Annotated in this window: 19 protein-coding genes, 1 tRNA gene and 1 pseudogene; 17 read left to right on the forward strand and 4 right to left on the reverse strand. The window is 31.0% G+C overall.

All coding sequences use genetic code 11. The annotated features are described in order from the left end of the window. Positions 1–61 precede the first annotated feature (61 nt). The 4 genes from K8354_RS03175 to aroC form a co-directional block, all read right to left on the reverse strand. Complete coding sequence (locus tag K8354_RS03175) at positions 62–1,162, reverse strand: heparan-alpha-glucosaminide N-acetyltransferase domain-containing protein (protein WP_223445330.1); 1,101 nt, start codon at positions 1,160–1,162, stop codon at positions 62–64. 164 nt (positions 1,163–1,326) lie between these two features. Further along, positions 1,327–2,070 carry a hypothetical protein gene (locus K8354_RS03180; RefSeq protein WP_223445331.1) on the reverse strand — a complete coding sequence of 248 codons (744 nt, stop codon included), beginning with the start codon at positions 2,068–2,070 and terminating at the stop codon, positions 1,327–1,329. Between the two features lie 79 nt (positions 2,071–2,149). Continuing rightward, positions 2,150–3,208, reverse strand: a complete 1,059-nt coding sequence (locus tag K8354_RS03185) for a response regulator transcription factor (protein ID WP_223445332.1) — start codon at positions 3,206–3,208, stop codon at positions 2,150–2,152. A gap of 14 nt (positions 3,209–3,222) precedes the next feature. Further along, the gene (gene aroC, locus K8354_RS03190; protein ID WP_223445333.1) at positions 3,223–4,287 is read right to left on the reverse strand and encodes a chorismate synthase; all 1,065 of its coding nucleotides are present in this window, start codon (positions 4,285–4,287) and stop codon (positions 3,223–3,225) included. A 240-nt stretch (positions 4,288–4,527) separates the two neighbouring features. Here aroC and K8354_RS03195 point away from each other — a divergent pair. From K8354_RS03195 to K8354_RS03275, 17 genes and pseudogenes are all read left to right on the forward strand, one after another. Beyond that, positions 4,528–4,612, forward strand: a tRNA-Ser gene (locus K8354_RS03195). 282 nt (positions 4,613–4,894) lie between these two features. Further along, positions 4,895–6,142, forward strand: a complete 1,248-nt coding sequence (locus K8354_RS03200; protein WP_053975189.1) for a site-specific integrase — start codon at positions 4,895–4,897, stop codon at positions 6,140–6,142. A 97-nt stretch (positions 6,143–6,239) separates the two neighbouring features. Beyond that, positions 6,240–7,076, forward strand: coding sequence for an RteC domain-containing protein (locus tag K8354_RS03205; protein WP_223445334.1), 837 nt, complete (start codon positions 6,240–6,242; stop codon positions 7,074–7,076). A gap of 224 nt (positions 7,077–7,300) precedes the next feature. Continuing rightward, entirely contained in the window at positions 7,301–7,627 is a 327-nt protein-coding gene (locus K8354_RS03210) for a helix-turn-helix domain-containing protein (protein ID WP_081817027.1), read from the forward strand. Between the two features lies 1 nt (position 7,628). Next, positions 7,629–8,405 carry a transcriptional regulator gene (locus tag K8354_RS03215; RefSeq protein WP_053975382.1) on the forward strand — a complete coding sequence of 259 codons (777 nt, stop codon included), beginning with the start codon at positions 7,629–7,631 and terminating at the stop codon, positions 8,403–8,405. A gap of 341 nt (positions 8,406–8,746) precedes the next feature. Continuing rightward, positions 8,747–9,364, forward strand: a complete 618-nt coding sequence (locus K8354_RS03220; RefSeq protein WP_053975186.1) for an ATP-binding protein — start codon at positions 8,747–8,749, stop codon at positions 9,362–9,364. A gap of 288 nt (positions 9,365–9,652) precedes the next feature. After that, entirely contained in the window at positions 9,653–9,886 is a 234-nt protein-coding gene (locus K8354_RS03225; RefSeq protein WP_223445336.1) for a helix-turn-helix transcriptional regulator, read from the forward strand. A 57-nt stretch (positions 9,887–9,943) separates the two neighbouring features. Beyond that, positions 9,944–11,194, forward strand: a complete 1,251-nt coding sequence (locus K8354_RS03230; protein WP_053975184.1) for a type II toxin-antitoxin system HipA family toxin — start codon at positions 9,944–9,946, stop codon at positions 11,192–11,194. Between the two features lie 22 nt (positions 11,195–11,216). Further along, positions 11,217–11,315 (forward strand): annotated as a pseudogene (locus K8354_RS03235) (ATPase); the annotation flags it as partial. Positions 11,316–11,952: 637 nt separating this feature from the next. Beyond that, positions 11,953–12,321 (forward strand): serine hydrolase domain-containing protein, encoded by a 369-nt coding sequence (locus K8354_RS03240; RefSeq protein ID WP_255164378.1) that lies wholly within the window; start codon positions 11,953–11,955, stop codon positions 12,319–12,321. Positions 12,322–12,605: 284 nt separating this feature from the next. After that, entirely contained in the window at positions 12,606–14,390 is a 1,785-nt protein-coding gene (locus K8354_RS03245; RefSeq protein WP_496559639.1) for a helix-turn-helix domain-containing protein, read from the forward strand. 248 nt (positions 14,391–14,638) lie between these two features. After that, the gene (locus K8354_RS03250; RefSeq protein ID WP_223445340.1) at positions 14,639–14,866 is read left to right on the forward strand and encodes a hypothetical protein; all 228 of its coding nucleotides are present in this window, start codon (positions 14,639–14,641) and stop codon (positions 14,864–14,866) included. Between the two features lie 143 nt (positions 14,867–15,009). Beyond that, a complete protein-coding gene (locus K8354_RS03255) occupies positions 15,010–15,942 on the forward strand; it encodes an NAD(P)-dependent alcohol dehydrogenase (RefSeq protein ID WP_223445342.1) in 933 nt (310 codons plus the stop codon). Between the two features lie 388 nt (positions 15,943–16,330). Then, positions 16,331–16,480: a glycine zipper domain-containing protein gene (locus K8354_RS03260; RefSeq protein WP_223445344.1), complete on the forward strand. Its 150-nt coding sequence runs from the start codon at positions 16,331–16,333 to the stop codon at positions 16,478–16,480. Positions 16,481–16,544: 64 nt separating this feature from the next. Next, on the forward strand, positions 16,545–17,453 hold the full coding sequence (locus tag K8354_RS03265) for a TolB-like translocation protein (protein ID WP_223445346.1): 909 nt from the start codon (positions 16,545–16,547) through the stop codon (positions 17,451–17,453). A gap of 134 nt (positions 17,454–17,587) precedes the next feature. Further along, positions 17,588–18,190 (forward strand): hypothetical protein, encoded by a 603-nt coding sequence (locus tag K8354_RS03270; RefSeq protein ID WP_223445347.1) that lies wholly within the window; start codon positions 17,588–17,590, stop codon positions 18,188–18,190. 10 nt (positions 18,191–18,200) lie between these two features. Further along, positions 18,201–19,073, forward strand: a complete 873-nt coding sequence (locus tag K8354_RS03275; RefSeq protein WP_223445348.1) for an alpha/beta hydrolase — start codon at positions 18,201–18,203, stop codon at positions 19,071–19,073. Positions 19,074–19,209 lie beyond the last annotated feature (136 nt).

Below are 19,209 nucleotides of genomic sequence, written 5' to 3' on the forward strand. Positions count from 1 at the left end.
TAAAAAGCAGTTGTATTTTTTATAACTGCTTTTTTGTTGTTTATTATCATACTTTAAAGGTTTACCCAGTACCACTTTTATCCCTGAGTTTATCGATAAAACCTCTTAAATTTTTATATAAAAAGGCATTCGTTTTTACATAGTAAAATGAAATAAAACAAACACACGTTATAAATAACGATGCTCCAAAAACAGCTTGCCAAGGTGTTAGTGTTTTGCCAATTATTTTTAAACCAATACCAGTAAAACTTCCATAGATCAAGATGAAGTGAATTACATAAATAGACAATGTTTTTTGTCCAATTTTTAAAATCAAAGGAAATTTAAGGTAGTTTTCAAACGCATAAAAGAAAGCAAAGTAGAGCAAAACATTGCCTAATCTTGTAAAGAGGTAGTTGTAACTTGCGGCATCTAAAAACAATTGGGTGTTGGTTGCTTTGGCTATTTCACATAAAATATAGGAAGAATGGAAAATTAAGATACTGCCAATAAGTATAAAAGAACCTATGGCAATAGGTTTAAAGTATTTTTGATGTACATGGTTAAAAAATTGTGTGGCTAAAAAAGCGCCGAAAGAAACATAACCAAACCATGGAATAATAGTAAAAATAGATCCACTGCTTTTAGAAATATAATTGCGAAAAATAAGCGGAATATTTTCAAAGTTTACACCCCGATATAAGGGTTCTGTAACAAAGATAAAAGTTCCTAAAATTAGGGTAATGAATGAAAAAAGTAGTATTCTTTTTGCCGATAAAAAGTAAAGTAAAATAATAAAGATTAAACTTAATCCGATACATTGCAGCACATCAACCGCTAAAAAATACATATCAAAAGTTCCAAAAATCCATTCTAAAAATGGAATTCGTATTAAATATCCTACAAAAATTAAAAAGAATCCTCTAATGATTCCTTTTCGCATTCTTTTTTTTTCTTCTCCTTTTTCTTTGGCTTTCAATAATAAATAGGTAAAAATTAATCCCGAAATAGTAAAAAAAGTTGGTGCCGTAATCCCTCTAAAATAACTCCAAACAGCATACGGAATTGATTCTAAATCTCGATATCCAGTATCTAAAAGCGTATATATAAAATGCCCTTGTAACATCATTATAATGGCAAAAGCTCTAATAATATCAATAAAAAATAATCTCTCTGAATTCAATAAACTTCTTTAAATTTTAAAGATAGATAAATTATTGATTTTTAAGAATACTTATGATAAAATAAATATTCTCCGATTTTTTTAAACTGAATGGATTTAAGCGTTTCTAGTTCTAATTGCTAAAGAAAAAAGGGGATGTTATATATCATCCCCTTTTTTAATTTTTAAATTACACCATCTTCAGTTAGAAACTTTATGATATCATCACGTTTAAGAACGTTGTTTTTTATATATGAAAAATATTCATTTTGTGGAACTTTATCGCCTTTTATTTGCATAGAACGAAACGAACCATCTTTTTGAGGAGTTACGATGATAATGTTACCATATTCTAAATGAAACAACCTCATGTTTACTATTGCAAAACTTCCTTTATCAGGAGTTGTAAAGGCTACATAGTCAACTTTATTGTTTTTTGTTTGAATAGATCCTTGCCCACCATAATCTGGATGATTTCTAGAAATAAGTTGGAATGGGCTAATGGCAGTATTATTAGCAGCAACAGTATCAATTACGGTTATAATTGTAAAAAAAGCATGTTTTCTACTTTTTTCAGGGTAGAACTTACTCTTTCCATGAAATATGCTGTTAAATACAATTTCTTTATCCTTAACCATTAATTTATAATCAGAAAAGGACCTGGCCATAGTATTACCAATTTGTCCAAGACCTCCGTAAACCCCTAATAAGCTGTAATGTGGTACTGGAAAAGCACCAGAATGAAATGGGTTCCCATTATTTATGTTAGCATCAATGTCATTTTTCATTCTTTTGATATCCCAAAGTTCAGGTTTAGTAAGATTTTCGATTTGTTGTTTACGTAACTCTTCTAGATTTATAGTTTTATTTTCTTGAGAAAAGCTAAAAATACAGTTTAGTAATAAAGTTGTTAAAAGTAATTTTTTCATGGTTATATCTATTTTTTGTTTCCACAAAAGTAGTAACCATGCCAGGTATTTTTTTAATTTATATGGGTTGAAATGAGGACTAGTACCCGGGTTGATTTTTCATTTTCTCTGCAAAATCCGCTCTATTATTGACTTCAAACTTTGAGTAAAGATTTCTAACATGAGTCTTAACTGTACTTAACGAAATGAAAAGTTTTGTAGCAATTTCTTTATTAGACATTTCTTCTAGTATTAATTCTGCAACTTTTTGTTCTTGCTGAGTTAAATTTATAGACGCTAAGGAAGCTGTTGTTTTTTTTAGTTTTTTTATTCTAAGCATTAAATAAATAGTACTTCCTAATAGAATAAGAATAATAAAAAAAGAAAAATAATTAAGCCTTCTATGGTACACTAAATTTTCTTTAGTAGGTGTGATAGCAAATCTAGATAATTGATTTTCATAATTCAGTGTATAAGAGTTTTTGCCATATACTCTTAACAACCTTTCATATAAATTAATGTAGAAGTTAGCATTTGCTTCATAATCCTTTTTTAAAACACTTTCTGTAAAGCCGTTTATTACTAAGAGGGTTGGTAAAGGGTGAACTTTATTTTCTATAGAATATTGTTTCAATTCCTTTAATGTCTTTTCAACAGACTGCTTTCTAACCTCTGTGTTTTTAATGGTAACAAGTTGATTGGTTAATTCTCTTTCAACTTTTTTATAAACTTTCCATTCCTTATCAATTGGGTTGGTGTTTTTGGTATTTAAAAACCAAACTCCTCCAGATTTTTTAAAGACTATTGTGTCTGTGTTAGAAAAAATAAAATTTTCAAAATTTTTAACTTCAGGAGTATAAGCAAAATCAAAGCCAAGACTATTTTCGCTTAGGTTTGTATGAATTCTATAGATTTTATCTTCTTCAGAAAGCAATTTTCCGTTAAATTTAAAATATCCTGCACTGTCTGTTTCTGATGAAAACAATACTTGATCCTTGCGCATTGTAGTTAAGTTATCATATTGTAATAAACTTAAATATATTTTCTTGTTTTTATAGTCAGCACCCAGATCACCGGATATAGAATATTGTCCATAACAACCACTACTACTTATCAAATAAAGTAGTAAAAGATAATAAAAGTTAGAAATTTTCTTCATACATGATTCCTTAACTAATATTTTCTGGTTTTTTGAATGAGATAAAAATCAGCCAAAACTAAAGCAGTCATTGCTTCAACAATTGGCACCGCTCTTGGCACTACACAAGGGTCATGACGTCCTTTTCCTGTAATTTCTGTTACTTCATTTTCAGAATTAATCGTTTGCTGCGAACTCATAATGGTGGCAACAGGTTTAAAGGCTACTCTAAAATAAATATCCATGCCGTTGCTAATGCCACCTTGAATTCCGCCAGATAAGTTTGATTTCGTAGAGCCATCTTCGTTAAAAATATCATTATGTTCAGAACCTTTCATTTTGGCACCACAAAATCCACTTCCAAATTCAAAACCTTTTACAGCATTTATAGAAAGCATGGCTTTGCCTAATTCCGCATGTAATTTATTAAAAATTGGCTCGCCCAAACCAACGGGCATATTTTGAGCAACACACGTTATGGTTCCCCCAATAGTATCTCCAGCTTTTCTGATTTCTTTTATTTTAGCAATCATTTTTTCTGCGGATGCTGTATCTGGACATCGAACCATATTCTCTTCTGTTTTAGAAAAATCTAAATCTTGATACGGTTTGTCTATAAAAATATCGCCAACAGAAGATGTAAAAGCATTAATTTGGATACTCGCAATTAATTGTTTTGCCAAAGCCCCAGCAACTACCCAATTTGCCGTTTCGCGTGCAGAACTTCTTCCACCACCTCTATAATCTCTAATACCATATTTTTGGTCATAGGTATAATCTGCATGAGATGGTCGGTATACGTTGGTGTTATGATTGTAATCTTTACTTTTCTGATTGGTATTTCTAATGATAAAACCAATCGAAGTTCCTGTACTTTTTCCTTCAAAAACACCAGATAAAAATTCAACAGTATCGGGTTCTTTCCGTTGCGTAACAATTTTAGATTGCCCAGGTTTGCGTCTATTTAATTCCTCTTGAATGGCATCAAAATCAATTTTTAAACCTGCCGGAAATCCATCAATAACGCCGCCAATAGCAGTTCCGTGAGATTCTCCGTAAGTTGTTACTTTTAATAAGTTTCCAAAAGAGTTAAAAGACATAATTACATTTTGTTTAGTAGCAAATATACGAATCTATTGAAAACACATTGAAGTTTTAAAAGGTTTCCTACCGATTTCTAAAAACTTTAAAATTTGATTGTAGATTGATTTTTAGATGTTTGTGTTCTGGTTTTTAAGATACTCAAATAATTAGAAAAAATAATGATTTTTTTATTTCAGATAATAAAAAAGCTTTGTATATTTGCATCCGCATTCAGGGAAAACCTGATGAGACGCACTGGAGAAATGGCAGAGCGGTCGAATGCGGCAGTCTTGAAAACTGTTGACTGTAACAGGTCCGGGGGTTCGAATCCCTCTTTCTCCGCTGATAGATTTTCAAAAATCATCAAAACCCTTTAAAACCTATGTTTTAAAGGGTTTTTGCTTTTCCACAAAACCCATAAAATTCATTAAATCGTATATAAAAGGTGTCCAATTCGGTGTCACTTGCAAATCACTAATACAAGTGACACCGAATTTCTCGCTAGCCCTTTGATAGTAAGGGTTTCAAAATTAAAAACAAGGCTAAAACTAGTTCAAAAAACGTACATCTTGCGTAGAATTAGGGGTCAGTTTAAATTTAATATGAATTTTAAAGGTTACCAAAATGAAAACAATCACAGCAATTCTCTTTTATCCAAAGAGAGCAAAAGTAAATGCTAAAGGACAATGTGTTATTTATACACGCATTACAGTCAACGGAAAACGAATTGAATTTAGTACGGGAAGATACATTGATCCAGCTAAATGGTCCTCAGCTGCAGGTAAAATGAAAGGACAATCTGCAGAAGCTCGTTCAATAAATAAACATCTTGATATCTTAAAAACGAAGATCATCGACATTCAAATGGAGTTTATTCATTCGAAAACTCCTATTTCTGCAAAACTATTTAAAAGCAAAGTTTTAGGAGAAGAAGCAAAACGCCGAATGTTAATTCCAATTTTCGAAGATCATAATAAAAGAATTGAAGAACTAGTAGGAAAAGAATATGCTCCAGGAACACTAGAACGTTATAAGACATCATTAAAGCACACCAAAGAATTTTTAGAATGGAAGTTTAAAGAATCGGATATCGATATTCTAAAAATCAATCATGCGTTTATTACAGATTACGAATTCTATTTAAGATCAGTCAGAAACTGCAGTAACAATACAGCAGTAAAATACATTAAGAATTTCGGTAAAATCGTTAAAATATGTTTGGCCAATAATTGGATGGACAGGAACCCGTTTAGCAATTACAAATCTAAAGTAAGAACTGTAGAGCGTGTCTATTTAACAGAAGGTGAAATTCAAAAACTAATGGATAAAGAATTCTCAACAGAACGTTTGTCTTTAGTAAGAGATATTTTCTTATTCAGTTGTTACACAGGGCTGGCTTACATAGATGTAAAAAACCTAACCAAGTCGCACATCAGTATTGGTATTGATGGCGATAAATGGATTTTCACCCACCGTCAAAAAACAGAAGCAGCATCAAAAATCCCAATTTTACCAGTCACTCAAATGATGATTGATAAATATGAAGAGCATCCAAAATGTATAGCCAATAACTCTTTACTACCAATTTTTAGCAATCAAAAAATGAATGCCTATTTAAAAGAAATTGCGATTGTTTGCGAAATCAATAAAGAACTTACCTTTCATATTGCACGACATACATTTGCAACAACTGTAACTTTGTCAAATGGTGTACCCATAGAAAGTGTCAGCAAAATGCTCGGACATAAAAATCTAAGAACAACGCAACACTATGCCAAGGTTTTGGATAAAAAAGTGAGTCATGATATGAATATTTTAAAACAAAAGTTAGCCAATACATACACTTTAGGTAAAAGTCAAGGTATAGGCTAGTTTAGTGTCTGTTAATAACTTTTTAAGGTGTTCATTTCATAGATTTTATACAAAATGATTTAAATTGTAGCTTTCAAAATATATCATTTTAATTGCTATGAATTCGTTTTGCACACCATTCTTTCAAGAATTGGAGCGGGATTTTGTATTACTCAAAAATTCCGAAAGCAATCCTATTGTAGCAAGTCAAAACATAATTTTATTTTTAGAAAAGAAATTAAAAAAGCTCAATAAATGGCTGAAAATATATCGCTTTGAATCTGAAAAAGAAGAGATTTATTTCTTCAAAGAATTAAAGCCTTCCTTAATTTCTAAAATACTGTTTTACAAACATGTTTTAAAAATCGAATCTACATTACCTTCAAGTAAAAAAGGAAAACGAAAGCACTATCTCAAAGCATTAAACAAAGCTGCTCAAATGGCTAGAGAAAATTTTGATTTTTATGAATATTTCAGATCCAGAGCAACGTATAACGATCACCATTATTTTATCAGAAGGCCTTATAAAGATATCATTCGCGATCATCCAATGCAATTGTATTTCGATTCAAAAATATCTACATCTCATGAATATCAAGTCGCAAATTTGATATGTTCAGATATGCTCACAAACTACCTAGAACGTAAAATAGATGAAATCGATCAGAAAAGTGGAACTACAAATTTCAGAGAACCTGTAAATTATTCATGGTCTGGTTCCAAAATAGATTTAGTCGAATTAATTTATGCACTCAAACATGCGAGACTAATCAATAACGGAAATACAGATGTAAAAGAGTTGGCAAAACACATAGGCAAAATTTTTAATATAGAACTAGAAGATAATATTTACAGAATTTACCAAGACATCAAATTACGCAAAACAGTCAGAACAAAATTTATAAATCGTTTAGCAGACAACCTCAATCAAAAATTAAACGAAGAAGATTTGTAAATCCCAACTTGGGTCAGCTGTGGTTTTTGGCTTAAAAAGCAGCTTTTTTTAAAAGCTCTTTTTGGTAAAGAAATCAACAGACTTTCATTTTAAAATATTTTATCAATAGTAAAAGTAGTTTACAAGCTTTTGGTAAAAAATAACACCCACCTTACGTATACCTTGTGAATAGGAAACACACAATTGGTCTTGTTTTGTAGTATAATAATTTAAAACAAATCAATATGTATCTGCACTTAAAAAAACTATTTCCAGAAACCGAAAACCTCGACATCTTAAAACACCAACAAGTAACAAAGTTAGATTTACTAAACGCTCTAAACTTTTTAGTAGATGAGATAAAAACTAGTAAAAAAGAAGAACAACCTAAAAAGTGGCTAAAGTCTTCAGAAGTAAAAAGCTTATTAAGAATTTCTCCTGGAACATTACAAAATTTACGCATCAACGGAACCTTAACCTATACCAAAATAGGAGGAATCATTTTTTACTCTTATGAAGAAATTCTAAAAGTAATGGAACAAAACAAAGTAAAAGCAACATCAAATGAGTAACATGAATTATATAAAACACCTAACTGGTTTCTTTGATAAAGTCATCAACGATCATACGTTAAACCCAACACATATTAGTTTATACATAGCCTTGTTTCAATTTTGGAACTGCAATCGATTCAGAAATCCCATCAGTATTTCAAGAGACGAAGTAATGCGAATTAGTAAAATCAGTTCAAAAGCAACTTATCATAAATGCTTAAAGAATTTACACGCTTTAGGATATTTGAGGTACGAACCCTCATACAATCCCTATAAGGGAAGTATGGTGTATATGTTTAATTTCTCAGAAAACTTAAAGCCAAAAAAGAAATCATTTAATAAACAAGTAAAAGACAAGCAGGAGACAAGTAACTTACCAACTACTGAACAAGCAGAGGTATCTTATATAAACTATACAAACAGTATAAACAATATAAAAAGTTTAAAAGAAGGAGAGCAATCACGGAATTTAGAATTAGAAAATTTAGTAGAGATTTCAAAACAAAAAAAGTTGCGCCAAAAAAACAAAAGGAATGTGCCAATTTTAGAAGAGGTGATGAAATACTTTCAGGAACAAAACTTTCCAGAAATCGAAGCCAATAAATTTTTCAATTACTTTTCAAGCAACGGATGGTTAGTAGGAGGTAAGACCCCAATGAAAAATTGGAAAGCTGCAGCAAAAAATTGGATGCTCAATAGTGTAAAATATAGCAACAATGGTAACAGCTCAAAAGCAGTAATTCAACCACAAAACCTCAACACAGCAATTGATAAAAATTACTCAGAACCACTTTGATGCTAGCGTCATCCTGAACTTGTAAGTGCTGAACTCGTTTCAGTATTTCAGGATCTCATAATTGGGCGCAATCTCTCAAAATCAAGTCACAATCCAAAACCGCCATAGAATCTGGCAGGCGAGTGTCAATAGTTTGAAGTTGTCGTTAAAAAAGAAATGCTGTTTGAGCTTTTGCGAGTTCATTTCTTTTAGACAACAAAAACTTAATTGACCGCCGAAGATTCAGGGCTTGATCTTTTTTTTCGTTTTGCATCAAGGCAAAATGATATGAAGAAAAATATAAAAACCATTTCATCATTCCCAAAAAGAAAAGAAGTAACAACGAATAACGAAAACCGAACATGTACAACTACCAAAAAACCACAAACTGGTTAGAATCCAAAGGAAAGCAATTATTTGGTGATCATTTCAAAATATATGAAGAAGACAAAACCATTATCTACAAATTGATAGCCTACAGTTTACAAGATCAAAAAATGGTAAAAAGATGCAATATCTATTTAGAAAAAGGAGTCCTACTTTCAGGTCCCATTGGTTGTGGTAAAACCACATTAATGTCATTATTAAAATTCTTAGTACCAAAAGATCAGAAATACTATGTAAAATCTTGCAGAGAAGTAAGTTTCGAATTCATAAAAGAAGGTTATGAAGTAATACACAAATACAGCAAACCAAAACTCCATCAAAAAAAAGCAGGAATCATTTGTTTTGATGATTTAGGTACCGAAAGCAATCTAAAATACTTTGGGAATGAATGCAATGTAATGGGAGAAATCTTGCTAAGTCGTTATGATGCTTTTACACATCCAGAGCAAAGTCGAAGAACAAAAACACATCTCACTACCAATCTATCAGCATCAGAAATAGAACAATTTTATGGCAATAGAATCAGAAGTAGATTAAGAGAATCTTTTAATTTAATAGCCTTTAATAATAATACAAAAGACAAACGAAGGTAAATTTTACCTCTGTTTTTTAAACGAGTGTAAAAAATTAAATTATTTACCCTTGTCAACGTCATTGCGTGGAGTGCGCAGCTTGTATCGAGCGAAGTCGAAATGTGGCAATCTCATCAGTTTAAACCGATATCTTATTTGTTTATAAGGTCATATAAAAAGAATAAAATTATTATTTTGATTGTTATTTCAATCAATTAAACTATATTTGATTGAAATAACAATCATTTTGTTGTCATGAATAAAAAAATACAAATACTATTTCCTAAGCATAAGGACATTCTTAAGCAAATGGGAGAAAACATCAAATTAGCAAGAAAGCGACGTAAACTAACAACAACGCAAGTTGCTGAAAGAGCCGATATAGTAAGAAGTACATTATACCTGATTGAAACAGGGAGTCCTAGTGTAACATTGGGTGCCTATTTCAATGTATTAAGAGTATTAGGCTTACAAGACGATTTCTTAAAACTAGCAGCGGATGATGAGTTTGGAAGAAAATTACAAGATTTAGATTTATTATAAAATAACTGTCATTGCGAGAAGGCACGACGAAGCAATCTCATAAATTAGAAGTGTAAAATGGCTACTAAAAAACTAGATATATACGTATACGCACATTGGAAACCAATAATAGAACCCGAATTAATAGGCATTCTTTCAGCACTAAACGCAAAAGGAAAAAAGGCTTTTAGTTTCGAGTATGATAAAAACTGGATCAAATCTAAAAACCAAATGCTATTAGATCCAGATATTCAGTTTTATGGTGGTCCACAATATCCAAATAATAAAGAAAATTTTGGTGTCTTTTTAGACAGTATGCCAGATACTTGGGGACGTACATTAATGAAAAGAAGAGCGGCTCAAGAAGCAGCTGTAATTGGAGAGAAAGCAAAAACATTATATGAAATAGACTTTTTACTCGGTGTGTATGATGAAAGCCGAATGGGGGCATTAAGATTTAAAACAGATGTAGATGGTCCATTTTTAGATAATAACAATCTGTCTCCAACACCACCTTGGTCATCAATACGTGAACTTCAAGATGCTGCTCAAAACTTTGAAAATGATACCGAAAATGATGAAGCAAGACAATGGTTAGCTATTTTAATGGCACCTGGTTCCTCTTTGGGTGGTGCCAGACCCAAAGCAAATATTTTAGATAACGATAAAAATTTGTGGATAGCAAAATTCCCTGCAAAAAATGATACCACAGACAAAGCTGCTTGGGAATATCTAGCATATCAATTGGCATTAAAAGCAGGTATAAAAATGTCTGAATGTAAAATCCAAAAGGTTACCGGAAATTACAATACATTTTTTACAAAACGCTTCGATAGAGAAAATGGCGAAAGAATTCATTTCGCTTCGGCAATGACCATGACTGGTAATAACGAGGTGAAAATCAGAGATCATCAAGCAAGTTATTTGGAATTAGCAGAATTTATTCAAAATCATGGTAGTAATATAGAAAGCAATCTCGAGCAACTTTGGCGACGCATGATTTTTAATATTGCCATTTCCAATACTGATGATCATTTACGCAATCATGGGTTTATAATTACAAACAAGGGTTGGGAGCTCTCTCCAGCTTACGACCTCAATCCGTCTATAGATAAAGAGGGGCTGGCCTTAAATATCGATATGGATGATAATGCCTTAAACTACGATTTAGCCAAAACCGTAGGCATATATTTCCGTTTAGATGAAAACCAAATGAATAGTATTTTAGATGAGGTATTCGCTGCGGTTACTTCCTGGAAACAATTGGCAATAAAAATAGGCATTTCAAATAAAGAAATTCAACTCATGCAAAAAGCATTTAAGGTGTAGTTTTTTATTACCACAAACCACAAAACTAGAACAATTTTATGGCAATAGAATTAGAAGCCGTTTAAGAGAATCTTTTAATCTAATAGCCTTTCCAAATCATACAAAAGACAAACGCAAATAATAAATTTTAATTTCTTTTACTTCTTTTGTTGCTTATAATAAGTTTTCTTTCCCTTCATTTTTAATAAGTGAACTAATGAATAAGTTCTAAACAATAATTTAGTTATTCATGAACTCTCATAAAACACTAGACAAAATCAATTATTCTTTTTGAGATATAAATACTTTAAAATCTATGAAAGCTTTGTTTCCATAGGGTATTAATTTTTTATAATGTTCAATATTAAACAAAATCTGCAAAACTTCTTGGTTGGGAAATTCAACAACTATAATGATATATGGCTTTAATTCTAAAAACAGTCTTTAATATATTTTTTAAAAAATAGAACGAATCACACCTAATTCAATTTTTAAAAAGAATTATTTGGATTCAAAAATTCAAAACAAAAAAGTGCTTATTTTCTATTATATAGTGAATTTATCATAGATGTCATAACCTTGGCGCAAGCGTCAGTCAGGTTTGTATTTAATTTTGTCACATAAACATTAAATACATTATTATGACTCATTTTATTACGCGAATTACTTTACTGATTACCTTTCTTCTTTTAACTTCCATTAGTTTTAGTCAAAGCTATGCATGAAAAATAGACTCTATAGTTTCAATAGATTACGGCACAGAAGATCCTGGAATTTCAATTTTGGTAGCCAAAAATGAAAAAGCTATATATGATAATGCTTTTGGGAAATCAAATTTGGAACTAAATACACCAATGCAGTTGAATACTGTATTTCAAATTGGTTTAATTACAAAACAATTTACAGCAGTTTCTATTTTAATGCTTGCTGAGCAAGGAAAATTGAATATTAAGGATAACATTGAAAAATATTTTCCAGAATATGCTAGTAATTGGAAAGATATAACCATTTACCATTTATTAAATCATACGTTAAGAATAAAAAATAGCACACCTGTTGGCGGCAAAGGGTTTGTATCTAGAACGGATATGACATCTACAGAGCTAATTGCCTATTTTAAAATAAAAAATATTTTTTTGTGGTTTTAACTCTTTTATCCAATTACAAAACTTGAATCTAACAACTATAATCGTACTAAAGAATTTAAAAAATTAAAAATTCCAGTATTTTCTTTAAATCAATCTAACACCAATTTGTTTGTTTAAATGCCGTATTAAAATACCTTAAATAAAATATAATAATTAAAATATCATTTAGAGAATTCTCCATTTAGCCGTTTTATCTGTTCACAAATTTGCTGAAATATGTTTTTTATATTCTTTACAAGAGTTAATTGACTTATATTTATCTTTTATTTTAAGGATCGAAGAGTTTGATTGACCAAAAATCTATAGCAGTACTTCCATTCGTCAATATGAGCAGTAATATTGAAAACGAATATTTCTGCGATGGATTAACCGAAGAAATTATTAACGCATTAGCAAAAATCAAACAACTTTCGGTGACTTCCCGAACCTCTTCATTTTACTTTAAAAACAAAATAGTAACTGCTAAAGAGATAAGAGAGAATTTAAAAGTGGCTACTTTTATTGAAGGCAGTGTAAGAGTGTCAAAACATAAAATGCGTATTACGGTGCAGATGATAGATACTTTAGAGGACTTTCATTTCTGGTCAGAAACCTTTGATAGAAACCCGGAAAATGTTTTTGAAATTCAAGATGAAATCAGTCTGTTTATTGCTGAAAAATTACGCGAGCATATTGGTCATCTCGAAATAAAAGAAAAGCTGGTAGCGCCTGTTGATGTTGCAGTAGATGTATACAGAGAATATCTGAAAGGCAGATATTACATTATGAAGTTGGATTATAAAAACTCCATAAAAGGCATCAATATTTTAAAGGAAGTTATTAATAAGGCACCCAATTTTTCAAACCCTTACCTTGATATTAATTTGGCATATGTTAATATGGGAACCATGGGTATTTTGCCTTCAAATGAAGCATATGAGAAGGCCCAACCATATTTGTTAAAGGCGTTAGAGTTAGACCCAAACTCATCAAGATCACAATTGAATTTGGCTTGGATAGAATGTTGGCAAAACTGGAATCTTAAAAAAGCCTACAACCATGCAAATAAGGCTTTGGAAATTCAACCTGCAGACGATATTTACCTAACGATTTCTAATTTTTTGACCGTAGAAGGAAAATTAGATGCGGCACTTAATTATCTTGACAAAGCCTTACAATTAGATCCTTATGCGGCTATAAATCATCATTACAAGGGTTTTTTATACTACTTAAAAGAAGATTATAAAACTGCTATACCTCATCTAAAAAAGGCATTAGATTTAGACCCTAAATTACTCTTTCCACCAATTTATATAGGAATTTGCCTATTAATGTCAGGTCAGTCAAATGAAGCTTTGACATATTTCAGTTCACTTGAAGGCGTTTCTGTGAAAGACCTCACCAAATTAGGAGGTGAAACCATGTGCTATGCCAAACTCAACGAAACCGAAAAGTGTAATGACGGGTTAAGAGAACTAGAAACCTACTTAAAAACTGAACTTTTAGATAAGGCGTTCATGTTTTTGATATTAGTTAATGCCTTACTGGGTAATAATAAAAAGGTAATTGATTTAATAACCCAAGCATACGATAAACGTTTGCCTTTAATTCTATTACTAAATCCATCACCAATTCTTAAACCTGTAAAAAATCACAAAAGGTTTAAAGACATTATACTGAAAGCTATTCCGGATAACTTGAATTATAAGCAAAAGAAAAGTTACAAACAAATATTATTGGATACTAGTGAAATTAAAAAGTACAGCAAAGAATTGGAGCAAATTATGATAGATTATAAACTATACCTTAACCCAGATTTATCTTTAAAAGATTTAGCCTCTTATATAGAGCTTCCTGCCAATTATGTCTCGCAATTATTAAATCTCGGCTTTCAAAAAAACTTTTCTGAATATATCAATACTTTTAGGATTAATGAATTTAAAGAGCGCGTTCTTTTGGAAGAAAACAAAGGCTTAACTATAATGGCTGTTGCTTATGATAGTGGTTTTAATTCTAAAACAGTGTTCAATACCTTTTTTAAAAAAATAGAGGGGATAACACCAAATACTTACCTTAAGAGTAATAGTTAGTTCTGATTTAAAAAATAGAAACTTCCTTTTATAAGCTACAATTAGTTTTGCTTCATCAAATTAGTAACAATGTTTATTTTAAGTCTACTAATCAGTAATTAAACCTAAATAAATAAATTGAACACCACAATAGTAATGACCTCAAGTGCTTTATTTTTGGCCATTATTGTAATTCTTTTTTACCAAATGAAATAGTAGAATACCTAAATGTCGAGCCAAATACTATTACTACACTCTTTTTGAAAATAATGAGTGCATTATACTTGGGTTTTGGAATTTTAAATTGGATGGTTAAAGGAACGTTAATTGGAGGAATTTATAATAGACCGATTGCAATTGGAAATCTAATACATTTTGGGGTCGGGGCAATTGCACTAGGCAAAATTGCTTCTAAGATTCAAGCACATTCAGAAATTATTATTTCTCTTACAGCTGTGTATGTGATTTTTGCAATACTTTTTGTCTATGTCTTTTGAACTAATCCGACAAAAACACAAAAGTAAAATAACCCTAATAATAAATTGGAGAAATTAATAGAATAATTGAATTTGTTCTGTTTTACAAATACGAACCTTTAACAGCTCTATTTGTATCAACTTTGTAGTAAAATATTTTAATAATGAAAGCAATAGAATGTCTAAAGTATGGAGATGCAGAAAACCTAGTGCTAAGTACTGTTAAAAAACCAACACCAAAAGCTAATGAAGTACTTATAAAAATATGTGCTACTTCAGTTACCGCAAGCGATGTTCTTATTCGTAGAATGAATGAACCCATGATTCCTAAATTTATACTTCAACTTATATTTGGTTTTGGTCGTCCAAGAAATCCTGTGTTGGGTATGGTAACAACTGGAATTGTGGAGCGTAAAGGTAAAAATGTAACATTATTTGAAACCGGGGATGAGGTTTTTGCGTATTGTTCAATCTCGCCTACCAAACGTCGTTTTGGTTCTTATGCAGAATATATTTGTTTACCAGAAGATTGGAATCTGGCATTAAAACCTGCAAATCTTAGTTTTGAGGAAGCAGCAGCCATTCCTTATGGAGGCTTGCTAGCTTCTCATTTATTAAAAAAGGCGAGTATAAACAAGGGCGACAAAGTTTTAATTTATGGAGCGTCAGGAAGTATAGGTACAATGGCGATACAATTGGCGAAACATATGGGTGCATATGTTACTAGTGTCTGTAGTCGTAAAAACTTCGATTTAGTAAAATCTTTAGGAAGTGATAAGATGATTGACTACACCTTAAAAAATGCTGAAGCACAATTAGAAACCTATAACTATGTGATTGATGCTGTAGGTAATTCGAAATCATCGACACTTAAAGAGAAGAGCAAAAAAGCATTGACTTCGAATGGTAAATACATATCCATAGATCATGGGACGCCATTAACACCAAAAGAAGCTTTTTTAAATTTAAAAAGTTTAGCAGAACAAGAGAAGATTACACCTGTTATTGATTGTATATATCCTTTAGAAAAAATGGCTGAAGCACATAAGTACGTTGAAATGGGGCATAAAAGAGGAAATGTGATTATTACTATTTAGTTGCGCTATAGAATATTTCAATTTGTAAATTATTAGTAAAAAACCCACCTATGTTTTTGTAAAGGGTCGAAAATTGAACAGAGAGACTTTGGATTCTTTTAATGAAAAGGCAAAAAATAGAAAGAACTTAATGGCTACTGCTATTAGATATTTGGAAAACCTAATCGTTGAAAAATAAGTTTTATGTAAAAATGTAAATGGAATCATAAAAATTAAAATAAGATATGATGTAAAGACTTACTTGCATCATAATTTTTAATTAATCATCAAACTTCATACTTAGTGCTACACAAGTGTTTAGAGGCATATTGCTTCTTTATGGATCTTTGTAGAGATAAAACGAGGTAATTAAATATTAGAAATTGAAACAATCAAAAAACAAACAATTATGAAATTAATTGAAAATAAAAAAGGGATTAGACTTGCTACAGGCATCGTTTCAGGAGTATTATTAGGCCTATTAACTTCAAACATAGCTTTGTGGTTTTCCATTGGAATTGCACTTGGTGCAGCGTTGGAATATTCAAAAAATTCTTGATGTATTTACCAAGAATACAAAATAGATCATCAATCAAAAAACGAACACTTTGAAATCAATTAAAATGAAAAATCTGATAATTTATCTTTCAGTATTACTAACAGTAATATTATTAAGTGCTTGTAAAACTAATAATTCAAATGCGAAAGAAAATGACTCTTCGACTTTAGAAACCCCATATCTTGGGCAAAAACTACCTGGTTTTAATCCAATTCCATTTGCTCCAGGTCTTGTATCTACAGATTTGTATGAAGTCAATAGTGCATTTACTCCAGATATGAAGGCGTTTTATTTTATTAGAAGAGGAGAAGAACATAAAAAGTCGGCTTTTTACGAATATAAATACAACGAAACCAACGGGAAATGGGAAAAATCAGAAATAGCATCTCCATGGATAGGAAGACCAGTAATTTCTCCAGACGGTGAAACCATGCATTTAGGTGATAGATATTTAAAAAGAACGGAAACTGGATGGTCGGAATTACAAAACCTTGAACCTCCCACGGTAAGTAATGATTCTATGTATATTATGCGTCTTTCATCATCTGCAAATAGCACGTTTTATTTTGACACCTATAAAGAAAATGATTCAATATTTCCAATTCGCTATTCACGTTTAATTAACGGTAAGCATGAAGAGCCAAAAGCATTGCCCAAAGCAATAAACACTGGAACTTTTTTAAGCCATCCCTTTATAGCTCCAGATGAATCGTATTTGTTATTTGATGCTCAAAGAGAAGATGGTTTTGGAGACTCTGATATTTATATCAGTTTTAAACAAAATGATGGTACTTGGGGTAATGCAATTAATTTGGGTGATAAAATAAATACCGATGCATGGGAAGCTTCAGCAAGCATAACGCCAGATGGCAAATACCTTTTCTTCAGTAGAAATGTTGGGTCGGATAAATACGAGAACGTAGATATCTTTTGGGTAGATGCAAAAATAGTTTTTGATCTCAAAACCAAATAATGATGCATAAAGATTTGTTCTAGTTTCAAAATACGAACTTTTAAACTTTACGCATTAACCAACTTTGCAATGAATAATAGTATTCATAAAAACAATAAACAATTACAATATCAAACAAAATAAAAATAATTAAAATGAAAACAATCAAAAAACAAATTTTATTAAAAATGGCTTGTGTAGCCTTTGCTTTAGTATCTAGTATAACAGGTGCGCAAAACACAAATACAGAAACAACAAACCAAAGAGAGGGATTCTTGTTTGAATTTACAGTAGGTGGAGGTATCATCAGTATAGAAGATAGTGAAGGTATTCAAACTTTCGATGAATCTCAAGGAACCTTTGTTTTTCCAGATATAAAACTGGGCTATATGTTAAATGAAAAATTGGCTATTACTGTCTCAATGCCTGGAAATATTTACAAATTTCAGGATAATGATAGGAATTTTGGAGGACTTATTCCATCTGTGCAATATTGGGTAAAGGATAAGTGGTGGATCCATGGAGGAATTGGTTTAGCAATGGATTCGCCTGCATTATATGATATTAAAGACGATGTAAATGACGATTGGAATTTTGGAACTGCTGTAATGATAAGTTCTGGTTACGAAATGTATAAAAAGAAAAACTTTGCACTAAATGTGCAGTCTAAATTAGTTTTAGGTCATGCTTCATTAGATGGAGATGCACAAAGAGATGCCTTAATTTTTAATGTAGGGTTAGGATTTAGCTGGTTTTAAAAATTTATCTATGGCCATATATTCTATTGTTACCAAACATATAAAGCAAATTATGAAAAATTTGACATTTGTAATTTTATATATTCTTCTTTCAGGAGTACAAACCACATTTGGACAGCATGAAACAGATGATATTATAGTAGGAAGTAAGTTCGTTATTAAATCTAATATTTTAGATGAAGAAAGAACCTGTTTAATAAGTCTTCCTGATTCATACAATAATTCATCTGAAGTTGATAAAAAATATCCAGTTATCATATTATTGGATGGATATACTCATTTTAAAACAGCATCTGGAATAGTACATTTTATGAGTTCTAATAAGAATCGAAACAATTTAATGCCTGAAAGTATTATTATAGCCATAGAGAATGTTGACCGAGAACGAGATTTTACAGTTACAAAAATTAAGACCAAACGACCGAATAATATGGGAGGTGGAAGGATTTTTTTGAATTTCATTGAGAAAGAACTAGTACCTTATATTGATAAAAAGTATAAGACAGAACCGTTTAGAACTCTTATTGGGCACTCTTTAGGAGGACTACTTACACTAAATTCCTATATGGATAAAAATAGCGTATTCAATGCTTACATTTCTTTAGACCCAAGTATTTGGTGGAATGAGGAGATGATGAAAAACAAAGTTGATTCTATTTCCTCAATATCATTAGATAAAAAACTTTATATCGCTACTGCCAATCAAGGAGAGGCTAATTACGAAAGGAATAAACAAAGACACGACGCTCTCTATACTTTAATAAAAAAGAAATCGGATAAACCTCTAAATATCGAAATAGAATATTTTGAAAAAGAAAACCATCGCTCTGTACCATTAGTAGCCCTATACGAAGGGTTAAAATATATTAATCAAGAGGAATGATTTCGAAGCTGGTAATATCAACGAATACGTTTGGTAACAAAGTACTGTGGTGAAAAACACGCAACAAACCATATACAAACATGTTGTGTGCCATTAGGGCAAAACTGTAACAATTAATCTTTTACAGAGTCCGAAT

The sequence above is a fragment of the Polaribacter litorisediminis genome, from assembly GCF_019968605.1.
In the GTDB taxonomy this organism is placed as follows: Bacteria; Bacteroidota; Bacteroidia; order Flavobacteriales; family Flavobacteriaceae; genus Polaribacter; species Polaribacter litorisediminis.